Raw genomic sequence first — 17,167 nt, 5'->3', positions numbered from 1 at the left:
GGGAAAGAGAAACGCAACTGGCCGATAAGCTTATTCGGCCGCGTCAGTTTTGGCACCATCGGTTTTTTCTGCGCGTTTGCGGCGCGCATCTTTGGGGTCAGACGCCAGCGGACGATAAATCTCCACCCGGTCGCCCGCGTGCAGCACGTGCTTGTCGGCGCTATCCAGCCCTTTGGTGCCGAGCGATTGGCCGAAAATGCCCATCTTGGCGCTGGTGATGTCCAGGTCGGGAAAGTGATCGGTAATTTTGGAGCGCTGCACTGCAGCCAGCGCCGTGGTGCCCGGCTCTACTAAAATTGCGATGATTTTTTGTTTGTGCGGCAGTGCGTAAGCCACTTCCACGCGGATCAGATCAAAATCGGCCATGCTTTACATCCATCAATAAAAATAAAAACCAAAACAAAAGAAAGCTTATTGATACACCTGTTTGGCGCGCGCGCAGAGTGCATCCACCTGCTTGTTACTTACGCCTTCAAACAACTTGCCCACCGCCATACCCAACAAGCGGTTTTGCAATTCAAATTCCAATTCAAAACTCACTTTGCAGGCAGTTTCCGCCAATGCAGTAAAACGCCAGACACCGCGCAAATACTTAAACGGGCCATCGACCAGATTCATGGTCATGCTCTGTGGCGCCTGCAACTGGTTGCGCGTGACAAAACTCTGAGTCACACCGGCTTTGCTCAAATCCAACCGCGCCTCCAGCCAGTCATCGCCACGCGCCAGAATTTGCGCGCCCACGCAGCCATCCATAAATTTGGGATAGGCTTCAATATCATTGACCAACTCAAACATTTGCGCCGCGGAATAATTTACCAGCGCCGATCTTTCTACCCGATGTGCCAAATGCCTTACTCCAGCGAAATCAATTTATTCAACAAACACGCCGCGTGCTATTCAACAAATACGCCGCGTAGCACTGGGAAAATACCGTTAATCAGCACGATCAACACCGCAATGGGCGATATATAGCGCAGGATCGGCCGCCAGATGCGCATCAATAGCGCCGATTCCGATACCAGCTCATGCAGTATATGGTGGTCGCGCAGCTTCCAGCCCACAAACAGGGCGATCAGCACCCCGCCGAGCGGCAGCATTATATTAGTGGCGATAAAATCCATGCTGTCGAAAAAGGTCTTGCCCCAGAGGAACTGCTTGTCTGCCCAATCGTTAAACGACAGCACCGACCCTAGCCCCAGCGCCCAGGAAATACCGCCCAATAGTAGACTGGCCGCCACGCGATTAAACCCAAAGCGCTCGGTCAGATAAGCCACACCCGGCTCCAACAGCGAAATTGTCGAGGTCCAAGCGGCGAGCATCACCATCACAAAAAACACCGAACCCACGACCACTCCGGCGCTCATATTGCCGAACGCGACCGGCAGGGTCACAAACATCAAACCCGGGCCACTGCCGGGCGAAATTCCCGGCGTGGCAAATACCAGCGCAAAAATCGCCACACCCGCGACTAACGCGATCAGCGTATCCAGCAGTGCAACCACCAACACCGTCTTCCCTACCGACTGCTGGCTCGGCATATAAGCGCCGTAAGCCATGATCGCGCCCATGCCCAAACTCAGGGTAAAAAACGAATGACCCATCGCCGTTAGCGCCGACTCCCAAGAGATAGCCTCAGGGTTAAAACTGAACATAAACCGCAGCGAGGTGACAAATTCGCCCTCAACCATCGCATAACCCAAAAGCACTAACAGCAGTACAAACAGCAGCGGCATCATCCAGCGCACTGCCGCCTCCAGCCCGCGCGTCACACCCAGCGCCAGCACCGTAACGGTCATGCCGATAAACACTGAATGCCACTGCAATAGCTGGCCTCTATCGGCCAATAAGCCATCAAACAGTTGCTGGGATGTATCGCCATTCAGGCCAGTAAATTCACCGCTCACAGCAGCGCTGATGTATTCCAATGTCCAACCGGCGATCACCGCGTAAAACGACAAAATAATCAGCCCGGCGAGGGCGCCCATCCAGCCGATACACATCCAGCCCTTACTCGCGCCGGAAAGCTCACACAGCTCTTCGGTCGCCATAATCGGATTGGCGCGCGCGCGCCGCCCCATCAAAATCTCCGCCATCATGATTGGAATCCCAATCACCGCGATACACACCAAATACATCAATACAAACGCACCACCGCCGTTCTCGCCGGTGATGTAGGGAAACTTCCAGATATTACCCAAGCCCACTGCCGAGCCGGTCGCGGCCAAAATAAAGCTGCCGCGCTGCCCCCAAATTACGTGTTGCTTGAGTCGTTTCATCTGATCCCCTCATTGTCTTTGCAGAAATTATTATTAGCCAAGCACAGACCGCACCAGATTCGGTGCGCAGCTGCTGATTGTACCTGCCGCCAACCGATAAGCCCAATCCCGCCGGTATTGGGCGATGAGATAGCAGCCTCAAGACATAGCATCGACTTTGCCGATATAATGCCCGCCCGTTTTTTGATCCTGTTTTTGATCTTATTGGAAGTAGCGTCCGCTCATGGCAAAAAAATCACAAAAAAACCAAGGCAATACCATCGCCCTCAATAAAAAGGCCAAGTTCGATTACGAACTCCATGACCGTTTTGAAGCTGGCATTGCACTGACCGGTTGGGAAGTTAAAAGCCTGCGCGCCGGTAAAGGCAATATCACCGACTGCTATGTGATTTTTAAAAATGACGAAGCCTGGCTGCAAGCCGCGCAAATCCAACCGCTGCTGAGCGCCTCAACGCACTTCGTCACCGACCCATTTCGCAACCGCAAACTGCTGCTCAATCGCCGCGAAATTAATCGCCTGCAAGAAGCCGTGAATCAAAAAGGCTACACAGTAGTGCCAACCGCACTCTACTGGAAAGAGCACTTGATCAAACTGGAAATCGCCATCGCCAAAGGTAAGCAACTGCACGACAAACGCGAAACCGAAAAAGAACGCGACTGGGCACGCGATAAACAGCGTTTGTTCCACAAAGATCAAAAGGGTTAAGCAACCTTCGCGATTAAGCAGTTTTAAAAAATCCCTAATAAAAAATGCCGGTACTTTTCAGCACCGGCATTTTTTATACAACAGAAAAGCTAGCGAATTAGCCTTTAGCGCGCTCTTCCAGAATCGCAACTGCGGGCAATACTTTACCTTCTACGAACTCAAGGAAAGCGCCGCCGCCGGTGGAAACGTAAGAGATTTTGTCGGCCAGATTCCACTTATCGATTGCCGCCAAAGTATCGCCACCGCCAGCAACAGAAAACGCAGCGCTATCAGCGATTGCGCGAGAAATGGTTTCAGTACCCTGCGCAAACGCATCAAACTCAAACACGCCGCATGGGCCATTCCACAGAACGGTTTTAGCGTTTTTGATGATCTCGGCAACGCGCGCAGCAGTTTCAGGACCGTAGTCGATGATTTCTTCGTCAGCAGCAATTTCGCTAGGCTTTTTCACAGTGGCAACTGAGTTGTGATTCCAGGATTTAAATCCTTCTTTGGTCACACGTACATCAGTCGCAAACACCACTTCGGTGGTTTTGCACAGACGCTGAGCTTCCGGAATCAAATCTTTTTCGTACAACGAATTACCGACTTGGTTGCCAGCAGCAGCCACGAAAGTGTTAGAGATACCACCGCCTACTACGAGAATGTCAGCAATTTTTGACAATGCATCCAACACGCTCAGTTTGGTAGAAACTTTTGAACCACCAACGATGGCGACCAACGGACGAGCAGGATTGTCGAGCACTTTTGCCAGCGCTTCCAATTCAGCCGCAAGCAATGGACCTGCACAAGCGACGGGAGCGAATTTCGCAACACCGTGAGTCGATGCTTGCGCGCGGTGCGCGGTGCCGAATGCGTCCATTACAAACACATCGCACAGCGCTGCCATTTTTTTGCTCAGCTCATCAGAATTTTTACCTTCGCCCACATTGAAGCGAACGTTTTCGAGCAGAACCAAATCGCCTTGATCAGCGAAACCATCTACCCAATCTTTTACTAGCGGAACATTGCGACCCAATTTTTCGCTCAAGTATTTTGCAACCGGAGCCAATGAAGCTGCTTCATCATAAACACCTTCATCAGGGCGACCCAAGTGCGACATCACCATTACTTTTGCACCAGCAGCCAGCGCCGCTTGAATGGTAGGAATAGATGCGTCGATACGCACCGCAGAAGTGATACGGCCACCGTCTAAGGGCACGTTCAGATCCTGACGAATCAATACACGCTTACCGGCGAGATCCTGGTCTTTCATTAATTTTACAGTCATGGCTTTACTCCGAATAAAAACCTAATGCCTTTAGTGAATTCTCCAGCTCTGCTTTTTAGAACGAATACAGAGCGATAAAACAAAACACCCGACTCGCGCCGGGTGTTTTTCTTGCTTAGTCTTCCAGCAATTCTTCAGCAGTGGCGACAATGTTGTCGACAGTGAAGCCGAAGTGTTCGAGCAGTTTGTTGCCTGGCGCTGACTCACCGAAGGTGGTCATGCCGACGATGCGACCATCGAAACCAACGTATTTGTACCAGTAATCAGCGTGTGCAGTTTCTACTGCAACGCGCGCGGTAACATTGCTTGGCAATACGGATTCTTTGTAAGCCGCATCTTGTTGGTCATACACAGAAGTAGAAGGCATAGATACAACGCGTACGTTTTTACCTTTTGCTTTCAGCGCTTCTGCCGCTTTCACAGTCACGCCAACTTCTGAACCAGTCGCGATCAAAATTAATTCTGGCTCGCCTACTGAATCAACCAATACGTAACCGCCTTTGGCGATATTGGCAACCTGTGCTTCGCTACGTGCGAAGAATTCCAGATTTTGACGGCTGAATACCAACGCCGCTGGGCCATCTTTACGCTCAACAGCTGACTTCCAAGCCACTACTGACTCGGTGCTGTCCGCTGGACGCCAGGTTTCCAAATTTGGAGTCAGTCGCAGAGTGCCAAGCACTTCGATTGGTTGGTGGGTCGGGCCGTCTTCGCCTTGACCGATAGAGTCATGGGTGTACACAAACACGTTGCGCAATTTCATCAATGCCGACATACGCACAGCGTTAGCCGCGTATTGTTGGAACATCAGGAAGGTTGCGCCGTAAGGAATGAAACCGCCGTGCGCAGACACGCCGTTCATGATCGCGCTCATACCGAATTCACGCACACCGTAGTACACGTAGTTACCGCTTGCATCGCCCGCTTCAACGCCTTTGGATTTTTTCACCAAAGTCAGGTTAGAACCGGCCAGGTCAGCTGAGCCGCCGAGAATTTCTGGCAACCACTCAACGAATGCAGCAATAGTATTTTGCGATGCTTTACGGCTCGCGATTTTTTCGCCTTTGGCTTGAGTTTCAGCAATTAAGGCTTGTGCTTTTGCAGCGAAATCAGCAGGCAAATCGCCCTTAACTACGCGGCGCTCGAATTCAGCAGCCAGTTCTGGATGAGCAGCTTTGTAGGCAGCGAATTTTTCGCCCCAGGATTTTTCTGCCGCAGCGCCTTTGGTTTTTGCATCCCAACCGGCGTAAACATCATCAGGCACCACAAATGGCTCGTAATCCCACTTGAGGGTTTGACGTACCAGTGCAACTTCTTCCAAGCCCAAAGGTGAGCCGTGGCAATCGTGTGATGCTTGCTTGTTTGGTGAACCGAAACCGATGATGGTTTTGGTGATGATCAGCGTTGGCTTTTGCGTTTCAGCGCGTGCGGTTTCGATGGCAGTTTTGATCTCTACTGCATCGTGACCATCAACGGCGCGGATTACTTGCCAGCCGTAAGCTTCAAAGCGTTTTGCCGTGTCATCGGTAAACCAGCCTTCAACATGGCCGTCAATCGAAATACCGTTGTCATCGTAGAACGCGATCAGTTTGCCCAAGCCCAGAGTACCAGCCAGAGAACAGGCTTCGTGCGAAACACCCTCCATCATGCAGCCATCGCCGAGGAAGCAGTAGGTGAAGTGGTCAACTACTGAGTGGCCATCGCGGTTGAATTGTGCAGCCAATACTTTTTCGGCCAATGCCATACCTACGGCGTTAGCGATACCCTGACCCAATGGACCAGTGGTGGTTTCAACACCAGGGGTGTAACCCAATTCAGGGTGGCCAGGAGTGTTGGAGTGCAATTGACGGAACTGTTGCAGGTCAGCCATAGACACTGCATAGCCGCTCAGGTGCAGCAAAGAGTAAATCAGCATAGAGCCGTGGCCGTTAGACAGTACAAAACGGTCGCGATCAGTCCAAGCAGGGTTTTGTGGGTTGTGTTTTAAGAAGTCGTTCCACAGAACTTCAGCGATATCCGCCATGCCCATTGGGGCGCCCGGGTGGCCTGAGTTAGCTTTTTGAACGGCGTCCATCGAAAGGACACGGATGGCATTAGCGAGATGTTGACGAGTTGGCATGAAACTCAAGGCTCCTTACGTATAAGTTGATTGCTGTTGTAGGTGGGCGCGTTCGCGCCTGATGCGGTTTACGCTCAGGACGCCCTGGGGTTGCAAAGCACTAATGGGCAATTGCCACTTATTACCAGCCTCTAAGATGGGCTTTTGTGTCGTTGGGTTCCAGCCGCCGTCGCTGGGGACAAAATGGGTTGGCATTTTCGCCCAGCGGGCGCTGGCCGTAAAGAAATAACCATCGAAATAGCAGTAATTAATGCCGATTGCGGCCAGCAACTAGCCAAATTGCCCCATATCAGAACATTTCTTCACTAAAACCGCCAAAACCTATATCAAAATATTTTGATATAGGTTTTTTTGGCTGCTAGACTGCACAGCACTTGTCATACCCCGGTTAAAAAATGAACCAATCCCTGCTTAATACATCCGTGCTAACCGATGTGGTCGAACTCGACACCCCGCTCAGCCCACTGGCCAACCTGCTCAAAGCGGCGGGCGATCCACTGCGCCTGGAAGTTCTACGGGTGCTCAGCCAGGATTCGTTCGGCGTATTGGAACTGTGCCGGATTTTCGGCCTCAAGCAATCGGGCATGAGCCATCACCTGAAAGTGCTCACCAGCGCTGGCCTGCTGAGTTCACGCCGCGAAGCCAATTCGATTTTTTATCGCCGTGCCTATTTAGCTCCGGATCACGCACTCGCCGCCTTGCAGCAACAATTGTTTGCAACGGTAGATACCCTGCCCATCGCAGAACATATGCGCGCACCGATTCAAGAGTTGCAGCAAGAGCGCAGCCAAGCCGCGCAACAATTTTTTAGCGAGAACGCCGATAAATTCCGCGCGCAGCAGGATTTGATTGCTAGCTATCCGGTCTATGCCGAGCAGATGACACAATTGCTCAACAACACACCGCTACGCGATAAACATCTCGCGCTTGAAATCGGCCCGGGCGAAGGTGAATTTTTAGCGGTTATCGCACAGCAATTTACCCATGTGGTCGCGCTGGATAACGCCGTAAACATGTTGGATAAAGCCAAAACATTTGCGCAAGAAAATAATTTGCGCAATATCGAATTTATTCACGGCGATACGCAAAGTTTGCCTGAGCACAAAGTCTTGGCCGATTGCATTGTCGTCAACATGGTATTGCACCACACCGCATCGCCCGCCGATATTTTTCAGGATTTAACCAATGCGCTCGCACCCGGCGGTGCATTATTGATTTGCGATTTGTGTCGCCACGAACAAGCTTGGGCGCGCGATGCCTGCGGCGATTTGTGGCAGGGGTTTGAACCGCAAGATTTTTCACGCTGGGCGCAAGCAGCGAAATTAGAGGAAGGCCAAAGCGTGTATTTCGCTTTGCGCAACGGCTTCCAGATTCAATTGCGCCAATTTTTTAAACCATTAAATTTTTGATGTTTATTACAGGAACTCACCATGTCTGAATATTCCGTCTTTACGTCCGAATCCGTTTCTGAAGGCCATCCCGATAAATTAGCCGACCAGATTTCCGATGCGGTGCTAGATGCAATTTTAAAAGATGATCCCAACGCACGTGTTGCAGTAGAGACGCTGGTAAAAACCGGTATGGCAATTGTTGCCGGTGAAGTGCGCACCTCTACTTACGTCGATTTGGAAGATCTGATTCGCCAAGTGATTTTGGACATCGGCTACGATTCCAGCGATGTCGGTTTCGACGGTGCTTCTTGTGCGGTATTAAATGCAATCGGCAAACAATCTGCTGACATCGCTATGGGTGTTGATGAAGCCGATGAAAAAGATTTGGGCGCAGGCGATCAGGGTTTGATGTTTGGTTTCGCCACCAATGAAACCAGCGTATTGATGCCAGCACCAATTTATTACGCACATCGTTTGGTAGAAAAACAAGCGCAATTGCGTAAGAGCGGCGAATTGCCCTGGTTGCGCCCCGATGCAAAAAGTCAGGTGACTTTGCGCTATGAAAACGGCAAGCCAGTTGCTATCGACGCAGTTGTTTTATCGACTCAACACAGCCCAAGCGTGCAGCAAGCGGAAATCCGCGAAGCTGTGCGCGAATTGATTATCAAAAATGTATTGCCCGCTGAATGGTTGCATAAAGATACGCAATATCACATCAACCCAACCGGCCAATTTATTATCGGCGGTCCAGTAGGCGACTGCGGTTTAACTGGCCGCAAAATTATTGTAGATACCTACGGCGGCATGGCGCGTCACGGCGGCGGCGCGTTCTCTGGTAAAGACCCATCAAAAGTAGACCGCTCTGCGGCTTACGCCGGTCGCTACGTAGCAAAAAATATTGTTGCCGCTGGCCTTGCTGACAAATGCGAAATTCAAGTGAGTTATGCGATTGGTGTTGCCGAGCCAACTTCTATTTCGATTAACACTTTTGGCACCGGCAAAATTTCTGACGACGCCATTGTTGCATTGGTGCGCGAACACTTTGATCTGCGTCCACGCGGCTTGATCGAAATGCTGGATTTGAAACGCCCGATTTATCGCCAAACTGCAGCATATGGTCATTTTGGTAGAGAGCTTCCCGATTTCACTTGGGAAAAAACCGATAAGGCTGATGCATTGAAGAAAGCGCTGTAATTTTTAATACGCATTGCGCACGAAATTGATTGATGTGACAACACACAATTTTTATTAAACAGGATTCGAATTATGAGCTTCACCGACTATAAAGTTGCCGATATGTCCCTTGCTAACTGGGGCCGCAAAGAAATTGAAATCGCCGAAGGTGAAATGCCTGCATTGATGGCGCTGCGTCGCAAATATGCCGCAAGCAAACCTCTCGCCGATGCAAAAATTATCGGCTGTATTCACATGACCATTCAAACAGCCGTGCTGATTGAAACTCTAGTAGATCTCGGTGCAGAAGTGCGCTGGTCATCGTGCAATATTTTCTCGACCCAAGATCACGCCGCTGCTGCAATCGCCGCTGCTGGCATTCCGGTATTTGCGTGGAAAGGTGAGACTGAAGAAGAATTCTGGTGGTGTATCGAGCAAACCATCAATAAAGATGGCAAGCCATGGGCTGCTAACATGATTCTCGATGACGGCGGCGATGTAACGCAAATCGTGCACGAGAAATATCCGCAGATGCTCGACAGCATTCACGGCATTTCCGAAGAGACCACCACCGGTGTGCACCGCCTGCTCGACATGTTGAAAAAAGGCCAATTAAAAGTGCCTGCAATCAACGTGAACGATGCAGTGACCAAAAGCAAAAACGACAACAAATACGGTTGCCGTCACAGCTTGAACGATGCAATCAAACGCGGCACCGACCATTTGCTCGCAGGTAAAAAAGCATTGGTTATCGGCTACGGCGATGTAGGTAAAGGCTCTGCAGCTTCGCTTCGCCAAGAAGGTATGATCGTTAAAGTTACTGAAATTGATCCAATCTGTGCAATGCAAGCTTGTATGGATGGTTTTGAGGTTGTGTCTGCGTACAACGACGGCATCAACACCGGCAAATACGAAGATATTAATCACGCAGTATTGGGCACCACCGATTTGGTGGTCACCACCACTGGTAACGTCAACGTGTGCGATTCCGCCATGTTGCGCGCGCTGAAAAATAGCGCCGTAGTTTGTAACATCGGCCACTTCGATAGCGAAATCGATACTGCCTTTATGCGCAAAAATTGGGAGTGGGAAGAAGTTAAACCCCAAGTGCATAAAATTTATCGCGACAAGGCAACCAACAACCATTTGATTCTTTTATCTGAAGGTCGCTTGGTAAATTTGGGCAACGCTACCGGTCACCCATCGCGCATTATGGATGGTTCTTTCGCCAACCAAGTTCTTGCACAAATCTATTTGTTCGAGCGCAAATTTGCTGACCTGCCCGCTGAACAAAAAGCTGAGCATTTGTACGTGCGCGTACTGCCGAAAAAACTCGACGAAGAAGTCGCTAAAGACATGGTGGAAGGTTTTGGTGGTGTCATCACCAAACTCACCGCGCAACAAGCTGAATATATCGGCGTAGAAGTGGAAGGCCCATTTAAGCCGGAATCTTATAAGTATTAATTTGAATTAACGTAGGTTGGGCAGCAATGCCCAACATGGCAATTATGTTGGGCATTGCTGCCCAACCTACAGGAATACACAATGAACGATTCACAACTGCGTTTGAGCTTTGAATTTTTCCCGCCCAGAACGGCGGAAGGAAAAGAAAAACTCATTAAAGTGCGCGACGAATTAAATTTTTTTAATCCGGATTTTTTCTCTGTCACCTACGGTGCGGGCGGTTCAACGCGCGATAACACCAAAGGTTTGGTGAATAAATTTAGAGATGACGGCATTAGTGCTGCGCCACACTTGTCATTTGGTGGCGATGATGAAGAAACTGTCAAAGCCTTGATTCAAGAATATAAAGATGCCGGTGTCGATCGCATAGTCGCACTGCGCGGCGATATTCCATCCGGTATTGGCGGCGGTTTCCAGTTGGTTTACGCCAATGAATTGGTTGCGTTTATTCGCAAGAATTTTGGCGATCATTTCCAGTTGGAAGTGGCGGCCTACCCGGAAATTCATCCGCAAGCCAAAAGCTACAGCGATGATATTCGCTATTTGAAAGGTAAATTTGATGCGGGCGCCAACAGCGCTATTACGCAGTACTTTTTCAATCCGGATGCGTATTTTTATTTTGTGGATCAATGCCGCAAAGAGGGCATTACCCAGCCGATTTACCCTGGCATTATGCCCATCATCAACTACAAAAATTTAATCCGTTTTTCCGATGCCTGCGGTGCAGAAATTCCGCGCTGGTTGCGCAAAGCATTGGAAAATTACGGCGATGATGAAGCCAGTTTGAAAGCCTTCGGCGTAGAGTTGGTAACTGAACTCTGTGAAGTGATGCTGGAAAATGAAGCGCCCGGTTTGCACTTCTATACCATGAACCAGACCGAACCCACCGCGCAGATTGTGAAAAATTTGGGGCTGATTCCAGCCGAATAATTTTGCGATTTAATCTGTGATTTAAAACAAGAAAGGGCGCAGTGATTGCGCCCTTTCTTGTTTTAGCAAATTGAACAAAAATTTAATTTGTACTCAACGCCTGCTGTTGTAACTCATGTAATTGCGCAATTCCTTTCTTCGCCAATCCCAACATGGCTGCAAATTCTGCCTCAGTAAAAGGTTCGGCTTCGGCAGTGCCTTGAATCTCGATAATACCGCCGTCATTGCCCATAACCACGTTCATATCGGTATCGGCCGATGAATCTTCCGGGTAATCCAGATCCAATACCGGCACACCTTGATAAATCCCCACCGAAATGGACGCAATCGCGCGTTTAAGTGGCTCGCCGGTAACTTTGCCCTGTGCTTTTAAAAAATTAATCGCATCAGCCAAGGCCACCCAAGCACCAGTGATAGATGCAGTGCGAGTGCCTCCATCAGCTTGGATCACATCGCAATCGATATGAATGGTGTTTTCACCGAGCGCAGTTAAATCTACCGCCGCGCGCAGTGAACGGCCGATCAAGCGTTGGATTTCTACTGTGCGGCCTTGTTGTTTACCGCGCGCCGCTTCGCGATCCATACGAGTGCCAGTTGAACGCGGCAACATGCCGTATTCTGCGGTGAGCCAGCCTTGACCTTGGCCGCGCAAAAAGGGGGGAACGGAATTCACTACACTCGCGGTGCAAATCACTTTGGTATCACCAAATTCCACCAACACTGAACCTTCCGCGTGCTTGGTGTAACCGCGGGTGATACGAATAGGGCGTAATTGGTCAGGGTTGCGACCGCTAGGGCGCTGCATGTCAGAATCTTGCATAAAGGGAATCCTTACTACTGAAAATCGATCTCTGGGAAGGTGTGATACCATCCCTCATCTGTTAATAAATTATCGTTGCCGGCGAACTCTACCAGCTCTAGCGCGCAGACGTAACCGCCAATCGTGAGGAGTATTTATGCCACGTAGTATGACCGGATTTGCCCGCCGTGAAGCCAAGCTGCCCTGGGGCACGCTGGTATGGGAAATCCGCAGTGTGAATCACCGCTACCTCGAACCCAGTTTTCGCTTATCGGAAGATTTTCGCGAGCTTGAACCCAACCTCCGCGACGCCATGCGCAAAGCCTTACAACGCGGCAAGGTCGAAGCCAGTCTGAGTGTGCAATGGGAACTGGAAGGCGAATCCGACCTAGGCATCAACCTCGATAAAGTTACGCAACTAACTAAGGCCGCCCAGCAAATCAACGGACTGCTTGGCATCTCTGCAGCTCAAGTAAATGCACTGGAGATTTTGCGCTGGCCGGGTGTGATTCAAAAGCAGGAAGTGGATCGCGAGGAAATACACAAAGCTGCACTGGATTTATTTGAATCCGCACTTGAAGGGCTGATCGAACATCGCACCCGCGAAGGCGCAGAATTGGAACAATTAATTTTGCAGCGCCTCGACGGCGTATCAGCACAGGTTGTCGCGGTACGCGCACGCATGCCGGAAATTCTCGCAGCACAACGCGAAAAATTGCAGGCCAAACTGGCTGCACTGCAAATTGATTTAGATCCTGAGCGGTTGGAACAGGAAGTCGTTTTGCTCGCACAAAAAGCCGATGTCGATGAAGAACTTGATCGCTTGGACACTCACGTGATCGAAGTCAAACGCAGCCTCAAACAAACCGACTCGCTCGGCCGCCGTTTGGATTTTTTGATGCAGGAATTAAATCGCGAAGCCAATACGCTTTCATCGAAGAGTATTGTGAGCGACACCACGCAAGCCGCAGTGGAATTGAAAGTGCTGATTGAGCAAATGCGCGAGCAGGTGCAGAACATCGAATAAATTTTTGCAAAAAATAAGGAGGCCGCGGCCTCCTTATTTTTATTACTGAAGCAATAATTTACTTCTTGATACCTTCAACTTCCAATTCCAATTCAACGGTTTGCGACGCTGGGCCCAAATCCATTTTGATGTTGAAGTCTTTCATATTGATTTCAGTGTCGCCTGAAAAACCTGCGCGGTAGCCGCCCCACGGGTCTTTACCTTCGCCAACTTTATCGACTTCGATAGTGATGCTTTTGGTTACGCCGTTAAGAGTCAGGTCACCTACGATATCGAACTCATCTTTATCGTCATCCAATACGATTTTCTTGCTTACGAAAGTCGCTTTAGGGAATTTTTCTACGTTCAAAAAGTCGGCGCTACGCAAATGCTTATCGCGCTCGGCGTGATTGGAGTTAACACTGCCAGTGTCGATAGTCACACTCACAGTGCTCGCTTCTGGTTTTGCCGGATCGTAAGTGAATTCACCGTTGAAGCTATCAAAGCGACCGGTTAATACGCTGTAACCCAAGTGTTTGATTGAAAAATTGATAGAGGCATGTGCGCCTTTGGTATCAATTTCATAAGTGTCAGCCAGTGCGGGCAAGCTCATTACACCAATGCTGCTAACGGTTAACGCGAGTAAAGATTTTTTTAACGAAAATGGTTTTAACATAGTTAAGCTCCTTTAGAAGAAATCAAACAAACGTTTAGGGTAAATCAGATTTTTTTACCGGTTTAAACATACGCACCAAAGTGCGATCGCGAAAAACAAAGTGATGAAATAATGCACCTGCGATATGAAAGACAACCAGTATGACAATGCCCCACGCAAAATATTCGTGCAGTTTTCCGGCGAGATCGACATTTTGCGAACTCAGTTCGGTTAACACCGGAAATTTAATCAGGTTAAACATACTCGCTGGCTGGCCTTCGGCAGTGGTAATCAAATAACCAGTGACAAGAACTACAAAAATAAATCCATACAAGCCAAGCTTGACGAGTTTTGCGGCGATGTTTTGCACTGGTTTTGCCACCAAATCCACCGGCGTTGGATTAATAATTCGCCACACAATTCGCACCAGCATCAGCAACAAAACCACCAAGCCCAAGCTGACATGTAATTCAGGGCCTTTGTGATACCAGTCATCGTAGTAGCTCAACCCGACCATATAAGTGCCGAGGCCGAACAAAAACAAAATGAGCAAGGCGCTAATCCAGTGAATCAAAATAGCAATCAAACCGTAACCGTTTGGTGAATCTTTTAACATCCTTTGCCTCTGGCTTCAGAGCCTATTATTAATTCGGTCAACACGGGAATGGGGTACAGGCAGCGAGTGCCCGCAATTGCAAAAACAATACAGGTTAACGCCCCCTGATCACAAGCTGGCTTAAGTGTAGTGAAGCAAAACTGAAATGACAGAGGTGCGTGGGTAAAAAAGGGTTTAGACGAATAAGTTATTTGTTTTCAGTGGGTTGAAGCATCTCTTGGGAATTAAACACACAGATGCTGCAAACGAATCAATCAGTTTTTTCGTTTCTTATTATCAATATTTCAATCCGATCAAACTGAAATTTGCTTATTTTTTAACACTGGACGTTTGCGCCCAAACTCATCCAGCGCAACATAGACATACTCGCCTTGAGTGACTTGGCTGATTTGATGGGTAAGAAAGTCTTTGATCCAAACTTCGACCTTCACCCGAATAGAAGTGTTGCCGATGCGCAGGGTGCTGGTATAACAACTGATAATCGCGCCCACCGGCACCGGCCGCATAAACACCATACTACTCACCGCTACCGTCGTAACCCGTCCTTGCGCTACTTCGTTAGCATGAATTGCACCAGCGATATCCATCTGCGCCATCACCCAACCACCAAAAATATCGCCGAAGGGATTGGTATCGGCCGGCATAGTGATGGTTTGTAACGCGATAGTGCCGGTGGGCTGCGAATTAAAATTTTGCATGACTCACTCCAGAACAGATTGAGTCATGAGTATAGACCTACATCTGCTCCGGCAACCAAGTCACCATACCCGGCCACAAGGCTATTGCGCAGAGCATCAATAGTTGCAGCAGGATAAACGGAATGACGCCGCGATAAATTTCGCTGGTTTTAATGCTGGCAGGTGCGACGCCGCGTAAATAGAAAAGCGCAAAACCGAAGGGCGGGGTTAGGAATGAGGTTTGTAGATTAATGGCGATCATAATTCCCAGCCAGATTGGATCCACCCCCATTGCTAGCAATACCGGTGCAACTATAGGCACGACAACAAAAATAATTTCGATAAAGTCGAGAATAAAGCCCAGTACAAACATCACCAGCATTACCAATAAAACAGCGGTAAATACGCCGCCGGGTAATTGGTTAAAAAAGTGATGCACCATTTCTTCGCCGCCGAAGCCGCGGAACACCAGTGAAAAAAGTGATGCGCCGATGAGAATCATAAAAATCATCGAGCTGATTTGAATAGTCGAGCGCGATACTTCGCGAATGCGGCTTAAGCACAATTGTTTTTTGCCCAACGCGAGCAAACAAGCACCCAAGGCACCTACACCTGCCGCTTCGGTTGGAGTGGCGGCGCCGATTAAAATTGAGCCGAGCACCAAGCCAATTAATAATAAAACCGGCAGCAAACTGAAGAGCACTTTGATAAGTGAAACCTTTTCTGTTTCATCCACCACTACGCGCGGAATAATCTGCGGGCGAAAAAATGCAGTGAAAAAAACATAGAGAATGTAGAGCAAAACCAGCACCATGCCGGGCACTATGGCGGCAACAAATAAATCGCCCACCGAAATAGTTTTGGGGTTAAACACACCGAGTTTTAACTGCGCCTGCTGATAAGCGCTGGAGAGCACATCGCCCAACAATACCAACGCAATTGACGGCGGAATAATTTGCCCGAGAGTTCCGGTTGCACAGATAGTCCCGCACGCAAAACTCGGCGCGTAACCGCGTTTGATCATCAGCGGCAGCGACATCAAACCCATAGTCACCACTGTCGCGCCGACAATCCCAGTGCTGGCCGCGAGCATTGCGCCAACGATAACTACAGAAATTCCCAAGCCACCGGGCAGGCGGCCACAGGCTTTGGTCATGTTTTCCAGCAAGTCTTCGGCAAGGCGGGATTTTTCCAATACCGTGCCCATGAATACAAACAGCGGCACTGCGACCAGTGTGTAATTATTCATAATGCCGTAGAGGCGCGCAGGAAAACTTTTTAATAAATTGGGATCAAAAATTCCGCCGACAATTCCAACACCCGCAAAAGCCAAGGCCACTCCGCCGAGCGTAAAAGCAACGGGATAACCGAGCATTAAAAAAAGACAGATGGCCGCAAACATAAGCAGCGGAATTAATTCAATTAGCATGATGCGCTCTCCTGCTCGTCAGATTCAGGAGCGATATTCATCAATACCAATAAACTGCGCAGCAACTCAGCAAGTGCTTGCAAACTCACACTGACTGCCATTAACGGCAATAAACTTTTTAATAAATACACACCACCTAAACCGCCAGAGTCAGTCGAGCCTTCATTGATTCGCCAACTTTCCTGCACAAAAGCCAAGCTGCTCCAACCGATAAAAATCATCAGCGGCAAGGTGAATAACAAACTGCCCAACACTTCTACCCAAGCGCGACCGCGCGGCGATAATTTTTTATACACAATATCCACGCGCACATGGCCATCATTTTTTAAGGTGTAAGCCGCACCCAACATAAACACCATCGCGTGCATATAGGTCACTGACTCTTGCAGGGCGATGGAACCTATATCAAACAAATGGCGCAAACCAACGACTATGCAGGCGATGACAACCATAATGCCGGTGAGCCAAGCCGTAGTTGTGCCGGTGAATTCAGCGATGGCATCGAGCCAGCGCACAAGCGCAAAGGAACTAACAGAAGTCGGGGAGGGATTCATGGTGTATTTATTATCAGAAGTAAATCTGTTTTCAGAAATCGGGGGCGGCGATTATACGTAAACCCTATATCGCCGCCCCAATTGTTATTGTTGTAAGCCGAA

At 49.3% G+C, this 17,167-nt stretch carries 17 protein-coding genes; 6 read left to right on the top strand and 11 right to left on the bottom strand.

Translation table 11 applies throughout. From position 1 onward, the window contains the following. Positions 1 to 30: 30 nt before the first annotated feature. Genes SPL68_RS04005 through SPL68_RS03995 form a run of 3 tightly spaced genes read right to left on the bottom strand, consistent with a single transcriptional unit; the run spans position 31 to position 2,276 of the window. Positions 31 to 366: an RnfH family protein gene (locus tag SPL68_RS04005; protein WP_323813780.1), complete on the bottom strand. Its 336-nt coding sequence runs from the start codon at positions 364 to 366 to the stop codon at positions 31 to 33. Between the two features lie 45 nt (positions 367 to 411). After that, positions 412 to 846, bottom strand: coding sequence for a type II toxin-antitoxin system RatA family toxin (locus tag SPL68_RS04000; protein ID WP_323813779.1), 435 nt, complete (start codon positions 844 to 846; stop codon positions 412 to 414). Positions 847 to 893: 47 nt separating this feature from the next. Continuing rightward, on the bottom strand, positions 894 to 2,276 hold the full coding sequence (locus tag SPL68_RS03995; RefSeq protein ID WP_323813778.1) for a sodium-dependent transporter: 1,383 nt from the start codon (positions 2,274 to 2,276) through the stop codon (positions 894 to 896). Between the two features lie 223 nt (positions 2,277 to 2,499). Between SPL68_RS03995 and smpB the strand changes: the two genes are divergently transcribed. Then, positions 2,500 to 2,982, top strand: a complete 483-nt coding sequence (gene smpB / locus SPL68_RS03990; protein ID WP_323813777.1) for an SsrA-binding protein SmpB — start codon at positions 2,500 to 2,502, stop codon at positions 2,980 to 2,982. Between the two features lie 97 nt (positions 2,983 to 3,079). Here the strand turns inward: smpB and SPL68_RS03985 are convergent, their stop codons facing one another. Both SPL68_RS03985 and tkt read right to left on the bottom strand, forming a co-directional pair. Next, positions 3,080 to 4,252, bottom strand: a complete 1,173-nt coding sequence (locus SPL68_RS03985) for a phosphoglycerate kinase (RefSeq protein WP_323813776.1) — start codon at positions 4,250 to 4,252, stop codon at positions 3,080 to 3,082. A 115-nt stretch (positions 4,253 to 4,367) separates the two neighbouring features. Beyond that, positions 4,368 to 6,371 carry a transketolase gene (gene tkt, locus SPL68_RS03980; protein WP_323813775.1) on the bottom strand — a complete coding sequence of 668 codons (2,004 nt, stop codon included), beginning with the start codon at positions 6,369 to 6,371 and terminating at the stop codon, positions 4,368 to 4,370. A gap of 395 nt (positions 6,372 to 6,766) precedes the next feature. Here tkt and SPL68_RS03975 point away from each other — a divergent pair, with 395 nt between their 5' ends. The 4 genes from SPL68_RS03975 (at position 6,767) to metF (ending at position 11,329) form a co-directional block, all read left to right on the top strand. After that, positions 6,767 to 7,780 (top strand): ArsR/SmtB family transcription factor, encoded by a 1,014-nt coding sequence (locus SPL68_RS03975; RefSeq protein ID WP_323813774.1) that lies wholly within the window; start codon positions 6,767 to 6,769, stop codon positions 7,778 to 7,780. A 21-nt stretch (positions 7,781 to 7,801) separates the two neighbouring features. Then, complete coding sequence (gene metK, locus SPL68_RS03970; RefSeq protein WP_323813773.1) at positions 7,802 to 8,956, top strand: methionine adenosyltransferase; 1,155 nt, start codon at positions 7,802 to 7,804, stop codon at positions 8,954 to 8,956. Positions 8,957 to 9,028: 72 nt separating this feature from the next. After that, on the top strand, positions 9,029 to 10,399 hold the full coding sequence (ahcY, locus tag SPL68_RS03965; protein WP_323813772.1) for an adenosylhomocysteinase: 1,371 nt from the start codon (positions 9,029 to 9,031) through the stop codon (positions 10,397 to 10,399). Positions 10,400 to 10,480: 81 nt separating this feature from the next. Continuing rightward, positions 10,481 to 11,329, top strand: a complete 849-nt coding sequence (gene metF / locus SPL68_RS03960) for a methylenetetrahydrofolate reductase [NAD(P)H] (RefSeq protein ID WP_323813771.1) — start codon at positions 10,481 to 10,483, stop codon at positions 11,327 to 11,329. An 82-nt stretch (positions 11,330 to 11,411) separates the two neighbouring features. Here metF and rph read toward each other — a convergent pair whose 3' ends face one another. Beyond that, positions 11,412 to 12,134 carry a ribonuclease PH gene (gene rph / locus SPL68_RS03955; RefSeq protein WP_323814305.1) on the bottom strand — a complete coding sequence of 241 codons (723 nt, stop codon included), beginning with the start codon at positions 12,132 to 12,134 and terminating at the stop codon, positions 11,412 to 11,414. Between the two features lie 151 nt (positions 12,135 to 12,285). On the opposite strand from rph, the gene SPL68_RS03950 reads away from it, so the two are divergent. Then, positions 12,286 to 13,155, top strand: a complete 870-nt coding sequence (locus tag SPL68_RS03950; RefSeq protein ID WP_323813770.1) for a YicC/YloC family endoribonuclease — start codon at positions 12,286 to 12,288, stop codon at positions 13,153 to 13,155. A gap of 58 nt (positions 13,156 to 13,213) precedes the next feature. Here the strand turns inward: SPL68_RS03950 and SPL68_RS03945 are convergent, their stop codons facing one another. The 5 genes from SPL68_RS03945 to SPL68_RS03925 all read right to left on the bottom strand — a co-directional run bounded on the left by SPL68_RS03945 (position 13,214) and on the right by SPL68_RS03925 (position 17,065). Further along, positions 13,214 to 13,810 carry a YceI family protein gene (locus SPL68_RS03945; protein WP_323813769.1) on the bottom strand — a complete coding sequence of 199 codons (597 nt, stop codon included), beginning with the start codon at positions 13,808 to 13,810 and terminating at the stop codon, positions 13,214 to 13,216. 34 nt (positions 13,811 to 13,844) lie between these two features. Then, entirely contained in the window at positions 13,845 to 14,405 is a 561-nt protein-coding gene (locus SPL68_RS03940) for a cytochrome b (protein WP_323813768.1), read from the bottom strand. Positions 14,406 to 14,698: 293 nt separating this feature from the next. Then, positions 14,699 to 15,103, bottom strand: a complete 405-nt coding sequence (locus SPL68_RS03935; protein WP_323813767.1) for an acyl-CoA thioesterase — start codon at positions 15,101 to 15,103, stop codon at positions 14,699 to 14,701. A 37-nt stretch (positions 15,104 to 15,140) separates the two neighbouring features. Beyond that, the gene (locus tag SPL68_RS03930; RefSeq protein ID WP_323813766.1) at positions 15,141 to 16,511 is read right to left on the bottom strand and encodes a TRAP transporter large permease; all 1,371 of its coding nucleotides are present in this window, start codon (positions 16,509 to 16,511) and stop codon (positions 15,141 to 15,143) included. Beyond that, positions 16,505 to 17,065, bottom strand: a complete 561-nt coding sequence (locus SPL68_RS03925; RefSeq protein WP_323813765.1) for a TRAP transporter small permease subunit — start codon at positions 17,063 to 17,065, stop codon at positions 16,505 to 16,507. The genes SPL68_RS03930 and SPL68_RS03925 overlap by 7 nt, the downstream gene beginning before the upstream one ends. Between the last annotated feature and the right edge of the window lie 102 nt (positions 17,066 to 17,167).

It is taken from the genome of Cellvibrio chitinivorans (genome assembly GCF_035117775.1).
Taxonomy (GTDB): domain Bacteria; phylum Pseudomonadota; class Gammaproteobacteria; order Pseudomonadales; family Cellvibrionaceae; genus Cellvibrio; species Cellvibrio chitinivorans.
Note: the sequence above shows the minus strand (reverse complement) of the source record. Positions and strands in the feature narration are given on the sequence as shown.